This is a genomic window from Paenibacillus qinlingensis, from assembly GCF_013204845.1.
Lineage (GTDB): Bacteria > Bacillota > Bacilli > Paenibacillales > NBRC-103111 > Paenibacillus_E > Paenibacillus_E qinlingensis.
Genome location: NZ_JABMKY010000014.1, coordinates 140,093 through 153,917 on the forward strand (window position 1 = coordinate 140,093; position 13,825 = coordinate 153,917).

14 protein-coding genes are annotated in these 13,825 nt (G+C 46.0%); 3 read left to right on the forward strand and 11 right to left on the reverse strand.

Annotation, left to right across the window (positions count from 1 at the left end):
* Positions 1 to 88 precede the first annotated feature (88 nt).
* The 4 genes from HQN88_RS23085 to HQN88_RS23100 form a co-directional block, all read right to left on the reverse strand.
* The gene (locus tag HQN88_RS23085; protein ID WP_173116959.1) at positions 89 to 436 is read right to left on the reverse strand and encodes a hypothetical protein; all 348 of its coding nucleotides are present in this window, start codon (positions 434 to 436) and stop codon (positions 89 to 91) included.
* 408 nt (positions 437 to 844) lie between these two features.
* Entirely contained in the window at positions 845 to 1,684 is an 840-nt protein-coding gene (locus HQN88_RS23090) for a hypothetical protein (protein WP_173116961.1), read from the reverse strand.
* A 175-nt stretch (positions 1,685 to 1,859) separates the two neighbouring features.
* A complete protein-coding gene (rlmH, locus tag HQN88_RS23095; RefSeq protein WP_173116963.1) occupies positions 1,860 to 2,339 on the reverse strand; it encodes a 23S rRNA (pseudouridine(1915)-N(3))-methyltransferase RlmH in 480 nt (159 codons plus the stop codon).
* Between the two features lie 220 nt (positions 2,340 to 2,559).
* Entirely contained in the window at positions 2,560 to 3,312 is a 753-nt protein-coding gene (locus HQN88_RS23100) for an SDR family NAD(P)-dependent oxidoreductase (protein ID WP_173116965.1), read from the reverse strand.
* Positions 3,313 to 3,494: 182 nt separating this feature from the next.
* Here HQN88_RS23100 and HQN88_RS23105 point away from each other — a divergent pair, with 182 nt between their 5' ends.
* Positions 3,495 to 4,139 carry a TetR/AcrR family transcriptional regulator gene (locus tag HQN88_RS23105; protein WP_173116967.1) on the forward strand — a complete coding sequence of 215 codons (645 nt, stop codon included), beginning with the start codon at positions 3,495 to 3,497 and terminating at the stop codon, positions 4,137 to 4,139.
* A 49-nt stretch (positions 4,140 to 4,188) separates the two neighbouring features.
* On the opposite strand, the gene HQN88_RS23110 is transcribed toward HQN88_RS23105, so the two are convergent.
* The gene (locus tag HQN88_RS23110) at positions 4,189 to 5,502 is read right to left on the reverse strand and encodes a purine/pyrimidine permease (protein ID WP_173116969.1); all 1,314 of its coding nucleotides are present in this window, start codon (positions 5,500 to 5,502) and stop codon (positions 4,189 to 4,191) included.
* A gap of 114 nt (positions 5,503 to 5,616) precedes the next feature.
* Between HQN88_RS23110 and HQN88_RS23115 the strand changes: the two genes are divergently transcribed.
* Positions 5,617 to 6,492, forward strand: a complete 876-nt coding sequence (locus HQN88_RS23115) for a LysR family transcriptional regulator (protein ID WP_173116971.1) — start codon at positions 5,617 to 5,619, stop codon at positions 6,490 to 6,492.
* Between the two features lie 518 nt (positions 6,493 to 7,010).
* On the opposite strand, the gene HQN88_RS23120 is transcribed toward HQN88_RS23115, so the two are convergent.
* Together HQN88_RS23120 and HQN88_RS23125 are read right to left on the reverse strand one after the other, a co-directional pair.
* Positions 7,011 to 7,178, reverse strand: coding sequence for a CxxH/CxxC protein (locus HQN88_RS23120; RefSeq protein WP_063795715.1), 168 nt, complete (start codon positions 7,176 to 7,178; stop codon positions 7,011 to 7,013).
* 84 nt (positions 7,179 to 7,262) lie between these two features.
* A complete protein-coding gene (locus tag HQN88_RS23125) occupies positions 7,263 to 8,492 on the reverse strand; it encodes a S1C family serine protease (RefSeq protein WP_173116973.1) in 1,230 nt (409 codons plus the stop codon).
* Between the two features lie 334 nt (positions 8,493 to 8,826).
* Here HQN88_RS23125 and HQN88_RS23130 point away from each other — a divergent pair, with 334 nt between their 5' ends.
* On the forward strand, positions 8,827 to 9,036 hold the full coding sequence (locus HQN88_RS23130) for a hypothetical protein (RefSeq protein WP_173116975.1): 210 nt from the start codon (positions 8,827 to 8,829) through the stop codon (positions 9,034 to 9,036).
* Here the strand turns inward: HQN88_RS23130 and HQN88_RS23135 are convergent.
* The 4 genes from HQN88_RS23135 to walK are packed head-to-tail and all read right to left on the reverse strand — an operon-like array spanning position 9,005 to position 13,824.
* Positions 9,005 to 9,805, reverse strand: a complete 801-nt coding sequence (locus HQN88_RS23135; protein WP_171636271.1) for an MBL fold metallo-hydrolase — start codon at positions 9,803 to 9,805, stop codon at positions 9,005 to 9,007. The two genes, HQN88_RS23130 and HQN88_RS23135, sit on opposite strands and share 32 nt — an antisense overlap.
* Positions 9,806 to 9,859: 54 nt before the next feature.
* Positions 9,860 to 10,675, reverse strand: a complete 816-nt coding sequence (gene yycI, locus HQN88_RS23140; protein WP_173116977.1) for a two-component system regulatory protein YycI — start codon at positions 10,673 to 10,675, stop codon at positions 9,860 to 9,862.
* Positions 10,676 to 10,705: 30 nt separating this feature from the next.
* Complete coding sequence (locus HQN88_RS23145) at positions 10,706 to 11,992, reverse strand: YycH family regulatory protein (protein WP_173116979.1); 1,287 nt, start codon at positions 11,990 to 11,992, stop codon at positions 10,706 to 10,708.
* Positions 11,989 to 13,824, reverse strand: a complete 1,836-nt coding sequence (gene walK, locus HQN88_RS23150) for a cell wall metabolism sensor histidine kinase WalK (protein ID WP_173116981.1) — start codon at positions 13,822 to 13,824, stop codon at positions 11,989 to 11,991. Before walK ends, HQN88_RS23145 begins: the two co-directional genes overlap by 4 nt.
* Position 13,825 lies beyond the last annotated feature (1 nt).

The window sequence follows — 13,825 nt, forward strand, 5'->3', positions numbered from 1 at the left end:
TCTTTTTAATTTTTTCCTCCAAGCTAAATGGTTAGATGATACGGATTAGCTAAACTGATTATGCTTCTATACCCTGCATTATCTATATTTAAGAAGTCGGTGCTGAGGGTGGTGTGCTCGAGGTGTTCCCTTTGTTTTTGGACCTCTTTCCCCGCTTTTTTAATTTCTTTTTGTTTTTCTTCTCTTTTTTAATCTGCTTTTCAATTAATTCCCGAACACGATACATTTTATATTCAATGTCATCCACGCTATTTAATTTGTCGTCCAAGCTTCTATCAATTCTAACAATATGATCTAGGTATAACTTCTTTATTTCACTATCTTGTTCGTCTTTTAACATTTCTAATATCTTTAGCTTAGTCTGATTATGTCCTTCAACAATTTTCATTCCAATTGAAAGAGCATTTTGAATTTCCTTATTTAATTCTGAATCCATAAAAATCACCCCATCTTAATAGTACAAAACAACCATGGGAACCACAACAATATTTAGCACTAGTGCTCTTGTATCCCGAGTTTCAAAATTTCACCGTCACTTATGATACTGTCCCCCGATTAATCTAATCGCCTTATACACCTGCTCCAGAAGAGCACATGCATTAGTTCGTGCGGCAGTTGATGCGGCCGAATTTTCAATCACTTTCTCGGTGCGGGAAACTAGTGCCGCGAACAGTCCGAGCGAGCTGTACACCCATTACGTTAAGTGGTGCGGATGTGTCCGGCTGATCCCGCTTCATTGCAACTGAAATGCCTCTTCGAATCCCTTCTAACTTCTGCCGCACCGAGGGTCGAATGGCCTGAGAATGGTGTTATAGGATGTCGGTGAATGCGGGGTTAAGCGAAGTTACTTTCTTTCCAGCTTTAGTTCTTTAATCTGATATTCTAAATCACACAATACGGTTACTGTTTTCTCAATAATTCCGTAAATCTTAAATTCGCATGTAATTTCACTTTCTTGTTTATAAAAATCGATTAGAACGAGGTCTTTATGATCTTCAACTATTCTGTCAGCAATACTTCTTCTAAGTCGTTTAAATTTCATACTGTCTACAAACGTAGCTTTGATATGTTCAAGCTCAGAGCCAAACCTGCTTGTCAAAAGTCCCTTTAGGATGTCCCAAGTTATTCCAGAAGTAACTGACCCACTAATAAACAATAAAATTTCTTCAAATCCTCCAGATGCCCCACCGTCAAACCGAGATTGCTGATGCCGAATTGTCTTAGCGATCACATTTTGAGAAGATAAAAGTTGCCTTAAATCGTCTGCTACTCCCCAACCTCCACCTTCGCGTGCTTTAATTACGAAGCCGTCCTCGTCCACTATCTTATCTAGTATTTCAAAATTATTATGGCTTGTGATTGTATCCAAATGCTCCAAATCCTGAAAAAACAATTCACATTTCTCTATTACTTTGTTGATAATTTGTTTGTTATCTTCACTCAAATCTATTTCGTGGAAAATTAAGTTTGTTTGGATATAATATTTATCGCCTACTACGTTGGTGTTAAAGTTTAACCAGTCCCCCTTAGCTTGAATAATTTCTATATGTAAATCATTAATTTTTCCCTCAGTTACCAGCGCGTTTGCTATTTCATAACTTTTTAGATGTGTAATGTCGGTCTTATAGTCATCAGTATTCCAGTCCATTTTTTCTAAATACAGTTCAAAATATAAATTGGACATATTAGCTCCTCCAAAGCTTAAAAAGTAATTTCACCTAACGTCTCTCGCATTCACTAACCTCCGGAGGAGGTTGTCCGCGGCGCCAGTTTCATCGAGAATAACTTCTGTTGACCGAGGGACGTCGGGCCCGGTGCGTGAATATGGCGAAATGCAATTTCTACCCACTTTTTCGCCGTCACTTATGATACGGTTCCCCCCGATTTATCCGCATCGCGCGATAAATCTGCTCCACCAGCACCAGCCGCATCAGCTGGTGCGGCAGCGTCATGCGGCCAAAGCTCAGCCGCATATCCGCACGGCGCAGCAGCTCGCTCGAGAGCCCGAGCGAGCCGCCTATAACAAAAGCCACCTGGCTCCGCCCATAGGTGGCCAACTTATCGAGCGAGCTCGCCAGCTGCTCGCTCGTCCACATCTCGCCGTCGATGGCCAGCGCCACGACGTACACATCTGCGCCGAGCTTGCCTAGCAATCGCTCGCCCTCTTTCGCTCGCACCTGCTGCTCCTCAGCAGGACTCATGTTCTCGGGTGCCTTCTCATCCGGCACCTCAATCATTTGCATCTTGGCATAAGGGCCAAGACGCTTGACGTACTCCGCGATCCCGTCCACGAGATAGCGCTCTTTTAATTTCCCAACGGTCAGTATCTGTATATGCATAACGTACCCCTTCTTTTATCACAATCTTTATCAATTCATTCTTTCTCATTCAATCAATCATTCATTCTTTCTCTCTCACATAATCATCCATTCCCCCCATCATACCATTCGATGTATATACGCACCAATAGCACCCCTCCACGCCAAAAAGCCCAGAGTTATACCAACTCCAGGCTCCCTACTCATTCTCACTTAATTGACCATGATTGCATACGAAACTCTATTTGGCTGTAACCCCGCCATCGACAGGCAATTCAACACCTGTAATATAAGCTGACTCATCAGAAGCAAGGAATAATACGGCTTCGGCTACTTCAGACGCGCGCCCGACTCTCGGCAGTGCAGTCTGAGACAAGAACCATTGCAGCATCTGCTTATTATTTACAAATTCAGAGCTCATCGGCGTTTCGATAAACCCAGGATGAACCGAATTGACGCGGATATGATCCTTGCCGAAATCCACAGCAGCCGCTTTGCTTAACATGCGGACGCCACCTTTGGAAGCTGTGTACGCACCTGCTCCGCTGCTGCCAGTTAGTCCCGCGATAGAGGAAATATTAACGATGGATCCACCCTTATTCGCTTGCATATGTGGGATAACGTGCTTCATGCCAAGGAACGTGCTCGTCAGGTTAATGCTCATGACTTTATTCCATTGTTCAATCGTCGTATCCAGCAAACCAACTGCAAGGGAAATACCCGCATTATTGACTAAGACGTCTACTTTGCCGTAAGTTGCAACAGCTCCCTCGACCACTTTGATCCATTCTTCTTCAGAAACAACATTATGAGCATAAGCTGTGGCTTGACCTCCGGCAGCTTCAATATCCTTCACAACAGCTTGTACCGCGGCTTCGTTAATGTCCGTTGCTACTACCATTGCCCCTTCTTTGGCAAATAAAAGTGCTTCTTCACGCCCCATACCACTGCCTGCTCCAGTAATGATGGCAACTTTATTAGTAAGACGAGTCATTGCGATCTCTCCTTTTATGAAAATAAAATTTTTAAATTAATACATAAATGATAGTGTAACTATCACTACAACACTTATTATATTACCATGGTATGATGAACTCAACTTCCACTTGCTGAAAGAATACCCAGTCGATATAATACTTGTATTGAAATACCTAAGTTGAAAGGTTAATAACCCTCATGGATCCGAAAGCAAGATACGAGAAAGAACGGTTTGACGGCAAGCAGCAACGACTATATCTGATTCTCGACGCAGCTGAGCGTGTATTTACGCTGAAGGGAATCGAAAAAACCACCATGCAGGATATCGCCAGTGACGCGAATATCGGCATCGCAACTTTATTTCGGTATTTTCCCAAAAAAGAAAAACTGATCGTTGCCGTAGCAACCAAATTGCTTGAACCGATGCTTCATCGTTTTCAATATGTCGCTGACCAACCCCTGTCTTGTCTTGAAAAGCTTGAACGTTTATTCGATTCCTTTATCGAAGATCAGAACGATTCGAGCATCAAATTCATGGTGGATTTTGAAAGCTACGCATCCCACTCGCTGGAGCCATTGGAAGGTATTCTCGACTTCAATGCCTTGAACCGTAAGATTTCACGTGAGTATGGCAGGATTATTCAAAATGGCATCGAAGACGGCTCAATTCGATCCGACCTTCCGGTTAAGGAGACCTTGACTACGATCATTAACACGTTCGGTCTCTTTTCCAAAAAACTGTCACTGCAGAAAAACATTCTCCTGCTGGAGTCTGATCTGGACAACGAGCAGCAGTTGACTATACTCAAGAACATTCTGATTGATTACCTGAAAGCTCGATAAACAGAACAAAAGAGCCAGTTTCCTCCATAGAGGAACTTGGCTCTTTCTTTTAGTTCGAAACGATTAATTTCGGTTCCGTCTGCCAGAAACGCTCAAGGGCCATGACCACTACAGTGGCAACTAACAGCCCGTTACCAAACGCATACTGCATCACTACAGGAAGCTCAGGTAGAGGTGAAGCCGCAATGAGGGTGAAGCCGGCACCGACGAGAATTCCGATTCCCAGAATCGTCAGCTGGCGCTGTGTTTGGACGACGCGCGATAAGGAGGAGAATGAGTTACTGGTCATCTGCACGAAAGTCGCTAACGAGACCGCACTAGCTACGGAGGTAGGCAGCTGAGCAAGGAAATGAACGATCGAAGGGACAAGAGCAATTACCGAGAGCGCCAAGCAGGCGATGATGAACGGCATTCTTCTCGTTTGCCCCGTCATTCTGATAAAACTCGCCGTAACCGGAAGCGAAACGACACCGACAGCGGAAAATAAAGCCGAAAGTCCGTGAGAAACGCCTGCAATTAGGCTAGCCCGGTTGTAGACATTCTTGCCAGGAAGCTCCTTCCTCGGGACGGCCTGCTGAGCCGCTGTAATAGCTGCAACAAGATTTGAAACAAGGATCAGTGTAAATAGCGCGGCTGTTAAAGCCATGCCTGGATTCAACTGGGGGAATCCCCATGCCCATATATCGGGAAGTTTAATCCATGCACCGGAGGCCGAACCAGCACTAGAAACCCCTCCGACGGCCAATGCTTGAAGCACCCAACCGCCAGTAATCCCTAGCAGTACGGCATAGTTACGCGTCCATCCTTTCCCTTTTACATTCAGGAACACCACGCCGCCGAATACCGCTAACGAGATCAGAATCGTTCCATAATCTACAGCCCCTTGCCCTGCTTTCAAGCCGAACATGCCTTTCAGAAACACACCACTCAGCTGCAAAGACAAGATGAACAAGAATAAATTCGTCACGAGTGGTGTAAATAGATTAAGGAGTTTATAAAAGAGGCCTGTTATCCCCAGTAAAAACAACAGCACACCGGCCATGAGCAGCCCGCCTTCTAGAACCTGCAGGGCTTCTTTGGCCGTGTGACCTTGGTTCGCGGAGATACCGGCCATCATGACAAACACGCTTACCCATGAACCCGCTGGACCATCCACGATCGGAAACCGATGCCCAAGTACTGCTTGCAGCATGGAACTGAGTCCGACTACGAAAAATGTACGCTGCATCAACGAGGCAATTTCGTCCTGAGACAAATGAAACAGACCACCAATTACGATAGGAAGTGCCACGGAACTAGCGGTCATAAAAATAAACCATTGTAGAACATGTAAATACGGATTGGAATGATACTTTCGAAGCATAAAGGCTCCCCCTTTTCTGTCGGCTTCTATGGTATCATATCGATAAGTATACGAAAAATATCTATATCCTTTGGTTTTCATACTTTTATCGTTTGGAAAGGAATCGTCACTACGATGGATATTCGCCAACTTCGCTATTTCATCGCAATCGCTGAAGAGAAGCAAATTACGGCTGCCGCCCAAAGATTGCACATGACGCAGCCCCCGCTAGGACAACAGTTGAAGCTCATGGAGCAAGAGCTAGGCGTCGAGCTTATTCTACGAACAGGTAAAGTCATCGAACTGACCGAAGCCGGACAGGCCTTATATAAGCACGCCCTACATTTAACGAAGCTTATAGAGGAAGCAGAGAATGATGTAAAAGAGATCGGCAAGGGTACGCGCGGCAATTTACGAATAGGCGTTAATACGCTGTCCTCGGCCCAACTGCCGCAATTGCTGCGTATTTTTAAAACCCGCTACCCTGAGGTTACATATAAAATACAACAGAATGAATCCGCGCAGCTGCTCCGGCTGATTCGAGAACATACCATCGAGCTTGCTATCATCCGGCTTCCGATGGAATTAAATGATTTTGAGGTCATCCAGCTGCAATCTGAACCTTTTTATTTCGTTACAGCTAAGTCCTTCGCGTCGGAATCACAGGCCTTCACTTACGCTGATATTCAACGTTATCCGCTCATTTTGCCTAGTACAGAAGGGCTTGGGCTGTATCATAGTATCATCGATCAATTCACCGAACGCGGCTTGCAGCCTAACGTGATCGGGGAATGTTCCGATATGGTCACGCTATTGGACTGGGTATCCTCTGGGGATGCAACAACGATTGTGCCAGAATCTATTGTTAAATTGCATTGCGAATATGCGTTCCAAGCTTATGCGATCGCAGACAGTCCGCTCAAATTAGCAACTGGATTAATATGGTTGAAGGATCGTCATGTATCCAAAGCAGCCCAGCATTTTATCGAGCTTATGCAAGAAAGCAAATAACATTAGCGTGTTAATCTGGGGCGGATCCGACTTCCCCGCTCGCCATTTCTTCCATGTGGTAAGCTGGAATTACCCCAAAACTTTTATATTTTGCAACAAGAAAAGGGACTGTACTTGAGAAGTACGTCCCTTTTTGTATGCGGCAGCCATGTTGGCGCTCCTCTCTCGTGCAGGGATGCGAGCAGCCGTGAACCAAACACTAGAGTTACTGTATTTTGTACAGTTAATTTCAATTGTAATTCGTGTTTCAGTGATTTAACTGGAAATTGTCCATGTAATTTCAAGATATCAAGAGAGTACGATTGAAATCCGATGATTTAACCACATAAATTCCATCTAATCGTGGAATTTGGAGGAATTTGCGAGAATTAACTGTATGTTTTCCATTTATCCGGGTGGGAAAGCCGAAATCAGATAAGGTGAAGTTTCATGATACATGAAATGCGGGGAAAGCTTCGCTTACCCAAACCCAAAGCTTATCAATTCGACAAAGAAAAAAAGAGGCCCTCAGGCCTCCCTCATACGATTAGAAAACGTGATAATGACTGGCAATGCTCGCAGTGCTCAGGCGGTGCCCAGTGGGCGAAGTGTGTTTTCTGCAAATCCACAACGTCTGGCGCTTCCTCGTATTCATCAACAAATTCATCTATGGCTATTTCCACATGATCTTTACAAACGACATGCATGTTTAGTACCTCTCATCCGCTGGCGCTCTGTAGATTTCTATTCTATCACTTGATCTTGATCTTAATCTTCCACTTACACTTCCACTACTTATCCGTCGCCTCAACCAGCGTCAGCACCGTCGTCAGCTTCTTCCCGCCGCGATAGTACACCACGTTGATCTTATCGCCGATTTTCTTTTCATTGTAAAGGTATTTCCTCAGCCCTATCGTACTCTCAATCTTGCGATCATCCAACTGCACGATAACATCCTGCGCCTTCAGCCCCGCTTCCTTCGCAGGTCCAGAGACGTCGAAGACGATAACTCCAGTTTTGACATCTGCAGGCAGCTTTAATACATCCGTCCCCTTAAAAGCTTGCAGCTCCTGCGTAGACACACCAATCAAAGGTCGTTTTACCTTGTGATCCTTGATGAGACTATCAATAATCGGTGTCACACTATTAATCGGAATTGCGAAACCCAATCCTTCAACGCCAGTGTCCGAAATCTTCATCGAATTGATGCCGATCACTTTGCCTTCGATATTGACCAGCGGTCCCCCGCTGTTACCTTGGTTAATCGCGGCATCCGTTTGGATGACGTCCATTTCCCAGTCATAATCGGTGCCTTCACGTGAAAGCGAAACAGGTATCGTCCGCTTCGGCGAAGAAACGATGCCTTGCGTCACGGTTGGCGAGAAGCCAAGGCCTAACGGATTGCCTACAGCAATCGCCATTTCACCCGCTCTTAGCTTATCGGAGTCGCCAAACTCAGCAAGTATTTTCACATCTTTGCCATCCGCTTCTAATACAGCCAAATCAGTAATCCGATCGCGGCCAACCAACGTAGCTTTGCGATGCTCACCTTCGAAGTTCACGATTTCGAACTGGTTCCCGTTCTCCACAACATGGCTATTCGTCACAATGCGAACTTTATCACCGCTTCGTGCGAACATAACACCTGATCCAATGCCAATGCCCGTTTCCTGCCCCGCATCGTCCTTCTTCGAAGAGATGACACTGACCACGGCTGGTTTTATTTTGTCCGTTGCCGCTACAACCGAGTCATTGCTGTTCATCGGATGAACATCTGCTTTGGCCACCACAGGAACCGCAAGTGTGTTTCCTGACGAGCTACTTCCTCCAATAGCGTGGACGATTCCTACCACGATGAGCATACCTATTGCCCCAATGAATCCTGCGATGAGGGCTACATACCGTCTTCGACCAGCGAAGCTTGTGAAACTCGTGAAATTCCCTGTCCCTTTGGGACGCCACACTGGCTCGCGCCTTCTGGACCTTTTGGTCGAATAAAAATCATCATCAAACAAACTCATTTCAGGTCCCTCCTCGCTGACGGGGTTTGAAGCTCACTCGCCTTGCTTTATTTCAATCCATTAACGCTCCTATCCATGTAGGATGGAGTTGTCGTTTATTTCAAATAATAGGAATGTTTCGCTCGCTTCTTGCCTACAATAATAGTAAACCAAATCTCTCACCGAATTACTAGAGTATAAGCAAACTTTTTCCACATAAGAAAGTATAAGTTTTCGGTTCCCGAAAATTGCTTTCTTATTGGCGATAAAACTTACCTCTAAACGCGGTCGCTCATCTTCGAGTGGCTTCGATAGAAGTTTTCTCACTAGACCTTATTTAAAGGAGAATGCCACTATGAACCGTATTCCATCCCATTTTGAAGAAATTAATATGATCGGTAAGCTTGCTGACCTGAAGGAAAGCCACTATCACCAGTCGCTCGTCCTCTCATCTCTCATTCAGGTCTTGATTGATAAAGGTCTTATCACGGCGCAAGAAATCCAGCTCAAGTCCCAGGAAATCGATGCTGCACTTACTCCGAATCCAATACATCCCATTTCGTAGAACGGTCAAAATACGTATCCATCAGCCGCAGCTGTTTCGCCTCAGGCGCTCGCTCTTGTACTATATTATTCACGGTTAGCCTGGCCAAATCCATTAAGTTATGATCACGGCTAAGGTGCGCCATATAGACAGATTTCGTCTTATTCGTCATGATATCACAGAGCGCTTCCCCTGCGGCTTCGTTGGATAAATGTCCCTTGTCTCCGAGAATGCGTCGCTTAATGCTCCATGGGTAATGCCCCACGCGCAGCATGTCCACATCATGGTTCGTCTCAAGAACCAAGGCATCCGAATCCGAGATCTTCTCCTTCACCTTTTCGCTCATATATCCTAGATCCGTTACAACACTTAACTTCTGTTCGCCTTCATAAAAAACGTACCCAACCGGCTCCGCTGCATCATGCGAAATCCCGAAGGATTCCACCTTCAATGAGCCGAACTCCTCTACGCCGCCCGTGTCCATCACACGCTTGTTGCCTTCGGCGATTACGCCAATTTGGCGATCCAGCTCCACCCACGTCTTCTCATTAGCGTAAATCGGCACATCATATTTCCGAGCAAACGCACCGAGTCCCTTAATATGATCAGAATGCTCGTGCGTGACGAGAATACCGTCAATACTACTCGCGGCGAGTTCACGCTCCTTCATTAACAACTCCATCTTCTTCGCACTGAAGCCTACATCAATCAGCAGCTTAACCTCACCGTTATCGACAACCGTTGCATTCCCCGTTGAACCACTTGATAACACCGTAAATCGAATTCCCATCTTCCCTACTCCTCTATGCCTACCTGTGTGCCAGTTGGTTATTCCTTGCTACTGTTACTTCTTCGGCGTGTTCTTTGCACCTGGGGCTGGAGAAGCAGTGGATGCCTCTCCATCACCTCTCAGGCCAAATGGGGTAAGCGCAGCCCCCTTCTCCACCGCACCATTGAAGGCTTGTAAATAGTAAATATCTCCGTTATCAATCGTTATCCGCCAGTGTGGATACATCGGCTGTGTTTGCGAGTTATAAGGTTGTCCGTGATACCCCAAGCGAACCTCGGTAATAATGGAACCATCGCTTAAATAATTGTCCACTAGGCTGCGGACCGCTAATTGAGCCGAAATCATCTTCTGTTCCGTCTGTTCTACCTCTGATTCTACTTCAACGAAAGCTTGACGGTAACTGGTAATTTCTCCATTTTTCTCATTTAACTCAACCATCACATCAAAGAGAGGAATCTTGGCATATAATTGCGAGAATACATAGATTCCTTCTCGACTAATCGCGGAGTCCAGCTGATACATCGTGAAGTTTGGAATCTCCGACAGCGACTGAACTTCTTTGCTAGCGCCTTTACCGAGCAGCGCACTCATGTAAATTGGGGTTTTGAGCGTTTTCTCCTCACCCGGCTTAATACTATCATCATATTTCACAGTGATGACTTTCAACTTAGGTGTATCCGTTGGAAGCTCGTCCGTAAGCCGAATATTTTTATTCCGGAGCGCCCGGTTCAAGTCTTCCACTGTACTAGATGGATCTAGTGAGATGCCTATCTGATTGGAACGATTGGTGGACCACAGCTGGAAGCCGAGAATCATATTCAACAGTAAAAATGAAGCGATCAAAATCGTCTTAGCCCTACTCCAATTCATAATCTCACCAACCCTTCACTCTCATCCTATCTATTCAATAAAATCATAGGTCCCATCGCGTAATTCCAGCGCCCATGCACTCGTTAAGGTTAACGTCTTGTCTGAAATAACGGGACGGTACGCTGGGAAAATTGAAACGATACTAGAGCGGCGTTGATAGTACTGTAAACGTTGTTCTATGGCTTCGCCGGACATCAACTCATTCTCTTTGCGTTGTCCCGACTTCAGGTCGGGAATCACCATGGATCGTTCGAATCCTGAGATAATACCTTTCTGTACTTGCATATTCATCGTTCCAAAGCCTTCTGGTTGTGCAGTTACAATCGGAAGCGATTCATAATACTGGCGAAATATGAAGGTTTGGTTGTCTAGCTGTTTCTCAGGGGTGCGAGCTACCATATACCGCCCATCCCATCCGATATGCTGATTAATAAATTTGATGCCAGCCATTAAATCATCCAACACCTCGGTTTTACTAGCCACTGGTGCTACGGGGTCGAAATACGTCACCCACCGTTGGTCTCGATTCAGTTGGAAGCCGCGCTTACTATCCGTGTAGATCTCGGACCCGTCCCGTTCTTTCAAATAACGCGTAATGCCGGGGTCTACGAACAAGCTTTGCTTCAATTGATCTGCCGTAAGCTGGGTATACGTGAACGTAAAGCTAGGTACATGCAAGGACTTCAACGGTAGATAATAATCGCCGCCATTCATTGCTTTGTATAAATTGCTTGGCTCTCCATAGGCTACGAAATTCTCCACGTCTTTGCTCGTGAAATCCGCCCCAATGACTTCATACCCCACTCCTGGCGAATCTGTGAAAAAGAACGCACGAACCTCATCATTCGTCCCCTTGGAGTAGATCCATATCTTCGTAATTTTGTCGTTTTCAACGGGGATTTCACCTTCGATTCGGAACAATTGCTGCAGAATCGAGAACGGAATGCCTTCCCGGAATCGAATCTCTACACCAAGCTGTTTCGTCCGAACTTCTTCCCAGTTCACATTGACGAGATACATCGACGTCTTGCGGAATCCTTTGAAACTACGCTGCTTAATATTATCGAGCAATCTGGTGTAGTAGTAATTGCTGGGATACAAAACGGAATGTTGCTGATTCCCTAAATGAATGATCAGTTGATCTGGAAATAGCATGTCAGATAGCTCCGCTTGCTTACCGAGTGTCTCTGTCTGTACGTAGTTGCTTTGCCTAATCGGCTCAATCTTCGGAGGGCTGTAAGAAGCTAGAATAAAGCTCTGATACAAGCTTGTTCCAATCAATAGAACGAGCAGGACTGATTTCAGGCTCTCTATCATACTTCACCCTCCTCTTCCTGCCTAATCGGCAACGTAAATACGACGCGCGTCCCTTGTCCCAGCTCTGACTCTAATGCAATCGTTCCACCATGCGCTTTCACTATTTCCCGGGCAATGGACAGACCTAAGCCTGTCCCTCCCATGTTGCGAGAGCGTGCTTTATCTACGCGATAGAAACGGTCGAAAATCCGAGAAAGGTCCTTCTTCGGAATGCCCATCCCGTTATCTTGCACGGATATTTCCAGCATCTCTTTGTCAATTTTGCGAGCTTCCAAGCGAATCGTACCTTCATCGCCGGTATATTTAATCGCATTGGATACCAAATTATCGAGTACTTGATCAATTTTATCCCGATCAAGCAGTAAACTGGTTACGCCATGTTCCACGTGTAACATAATTTGAATTTTCCGTTGCTGCAGCTGAAAAGAAAACCGGTCCGCGACCTCCTCCAGCATCTCGCTGACGAGCGTCGAGGACTTGCTCATCATCGACTGCTTCGAATCCAGTCGCGATAGATGCAGGAGATCCGTCACCAAGCGGATCATCCGCTCGGTTTCGCTGCGTGTCACGCTGATGAAGCGTGAGGCGAGCTGTGGCTCCTCGATCGCTCCGTCATCGAGCGCCTCGAGGTAACTCTTGATCGTCGTCAGCGGCGTGCGCAACTCATGAGAGACGTTCGCTACGAACTCTCGTCTGGCTTGTTCCAGCTTCTCCTGGTCCGTTACGTCCTGCAGCACCGCAATGATCCCGTGCTGACCCTCGCCACGCCTGTGAATAGGCGTAAACGTAATACGAACCGATAGCTGTTCATCCTCGTCGTCAGGCAGCTGAATATCCAGCAGTGTCGTATTTACTTGCCCAGTGACCAATCCGCGGATCGTGTCAATCGGAATCCCGATAACTTCGGATATATCCAATCCAAGCGTCGTTTCCTCTTCCACTTGCAGGATCTGCTTCGCCCGGCGATTCAAGACAATCACATGTCCTCTATCGTCCGTAGCGATAACGCCGTCATTCATATTCGTCAGAATGGAAGCAAGCTTCTCCTTCTCTTCTTCATTGAGCGAGAGCGCCTCTTTCAGTCGATTCATCATGAAATTAAAAGTCTGCCCCAGCTGTCCGATCTCGTCGGTCCCTTGTATGATGACCTGTTGATCAAAATTCCCTTCCGCTACAGCTGTTGCCTGCTTCGTAATCTCTTTAATAGGGTTCGTAATCGTGCTCGTTAAGAGGACGCCCAATAAAGCAGTCAACCCTAGAGCAATTAGCGTCGCCGAAATGAGGATTCGGTTAATGGAACGAATCGTCTTGTACACATCTTCCATCGAGGCGATGATATACACCGCGCCTAAGACACGAGCCCCGCTGCCGACTGGCTTCGCAATAATGACCTTCCGATACCCATCCTCGTCCGTGAAGATCCGCTGATTATCCTTAATCCCTTGCAAGGCCCGAATGACTTCCGGCTGTGTATTCTTTTGCTTCAAATGACTCGCAACCGACGTGGAGATCACATTACCGTTTGCATCAATGATTTGAATCTCCGCATTATTTATAGAAAAAAGATTGCTCACGAATTCATTTAAATCCGCGTAAGTTTTCTTACCCTCGGTCGCATTCTTGCTCTCCTGATCCCCCGTCAAATACGATTCAACGAAGCCAGCAAGCAGCGTGACCTGACTATTGCGGGATGCTAGGAAATCATTTTTAAAATATGTTTCTACCGTCTTATAGAAATACACCCCAATGAGCTGCATCGCGATCAGAATCAGCAGAACATAAATAATAATTAGCTTCGCTTGAATCGATTGAAAGAAGCGGATGCCCTTCATG

Bases quoted from the DNA above. Each gene is read 5' to 3' on its own strand.
- HQN88_RS23085 (WP_173116959.1), bottom strand. From the start codon at position 436: ATGGATTCAGAATTAAATAAGGAAATTCAAAATGCTCTTTCAATTGGA.
- HQN88_RS23090 (WP_173116961.1), bottom strand. From the start codon at position 1,684: ATGTCCAATTTATATTTTGAACTGTATTTAGAAAAAATGGACTGGAAT.
- rlmH (WP_173116963.1), bottom strand. From the start codon at position 2,339: ATGCATATACAGATACTGACCGTTGGGAAATTAAAAGAGCGCTATCTC.
- HQN88_RS23100 (WP_173116965.1), bottom strand. From the start codon at position 3,312: ATGACTCGTCTTACTAATAAAGTTGCCATCATTACTGGAGCAGGCAGT.
- HQN88_RS23105 (WP_173116967.1), top strand. From the start codon at position 3,495: ATGGATCCGAAAGCAAGATACGAGAAAGAACGGTTTGACGGCAAGCAG.
- HQN88_RS23110 (WP_173116969.1), bottom strand. From the start codon at position 5,502: ATGCTTCGAAAGTATCATTCCAATCCGTATTTACATGTTCTACAATGG.
- HQN88_RS23115 (WP_173116971.1), top strand. From the start codon at position 5,617: ATGGATATTCGCCAACTTCGCTATTTCATCGCAATCGCTGAAGAGAAG.
- HQN88_RS23120 (WP_063795715.1), bottom strand. From the start codon at position 7,178: ATGCATGTCGTTTGTAAAGATCATGTGGAAATAGCCATAGATGAATTT.
- HQN88_RS23125 (WP_173116973.1), bottom strand. From the start codon at position 8,492: ATGAGTTTGTTTGATGATGATTTTTATTCGACCAAAAGGTCCAGAAGG.
- HQN88_RS23130 (WP_173116975.1), top strand. From the start codon at position 8,827: ATGAACCGTATTCCATCCCATTTTGAAGAAATTAATATGATCGGTAAG.
- HQN88_RS23135 (WP_171636271.1), bottom strand. From the start codon at position 9,805: ATGGGAATTCGATTTACGGTGTTATCAAGTGGTTCAACGGGGAATGCA.
- yycI (WP_173116977.1), bottom strand. From the start codon at position 10,675: ATGAATTGGAGTAGGGCTAAGACGATTTTGATCGCTTCATTTTTACTG.
- HQN88_RS23145 (WP_173116979.1), bottom strand. From the start codon at position 11,992: ATGATAGAGAGCCTGAAATCAGTCCTGCTCGTTCTATTGATTGGAACA.
- walK (WP_173116981.1), bottom strand. From the start codon at position 13,824: ATGAAGGGCATCCGCTTCTTTCAATCGATTCAAGCGAAGCTAATTATT.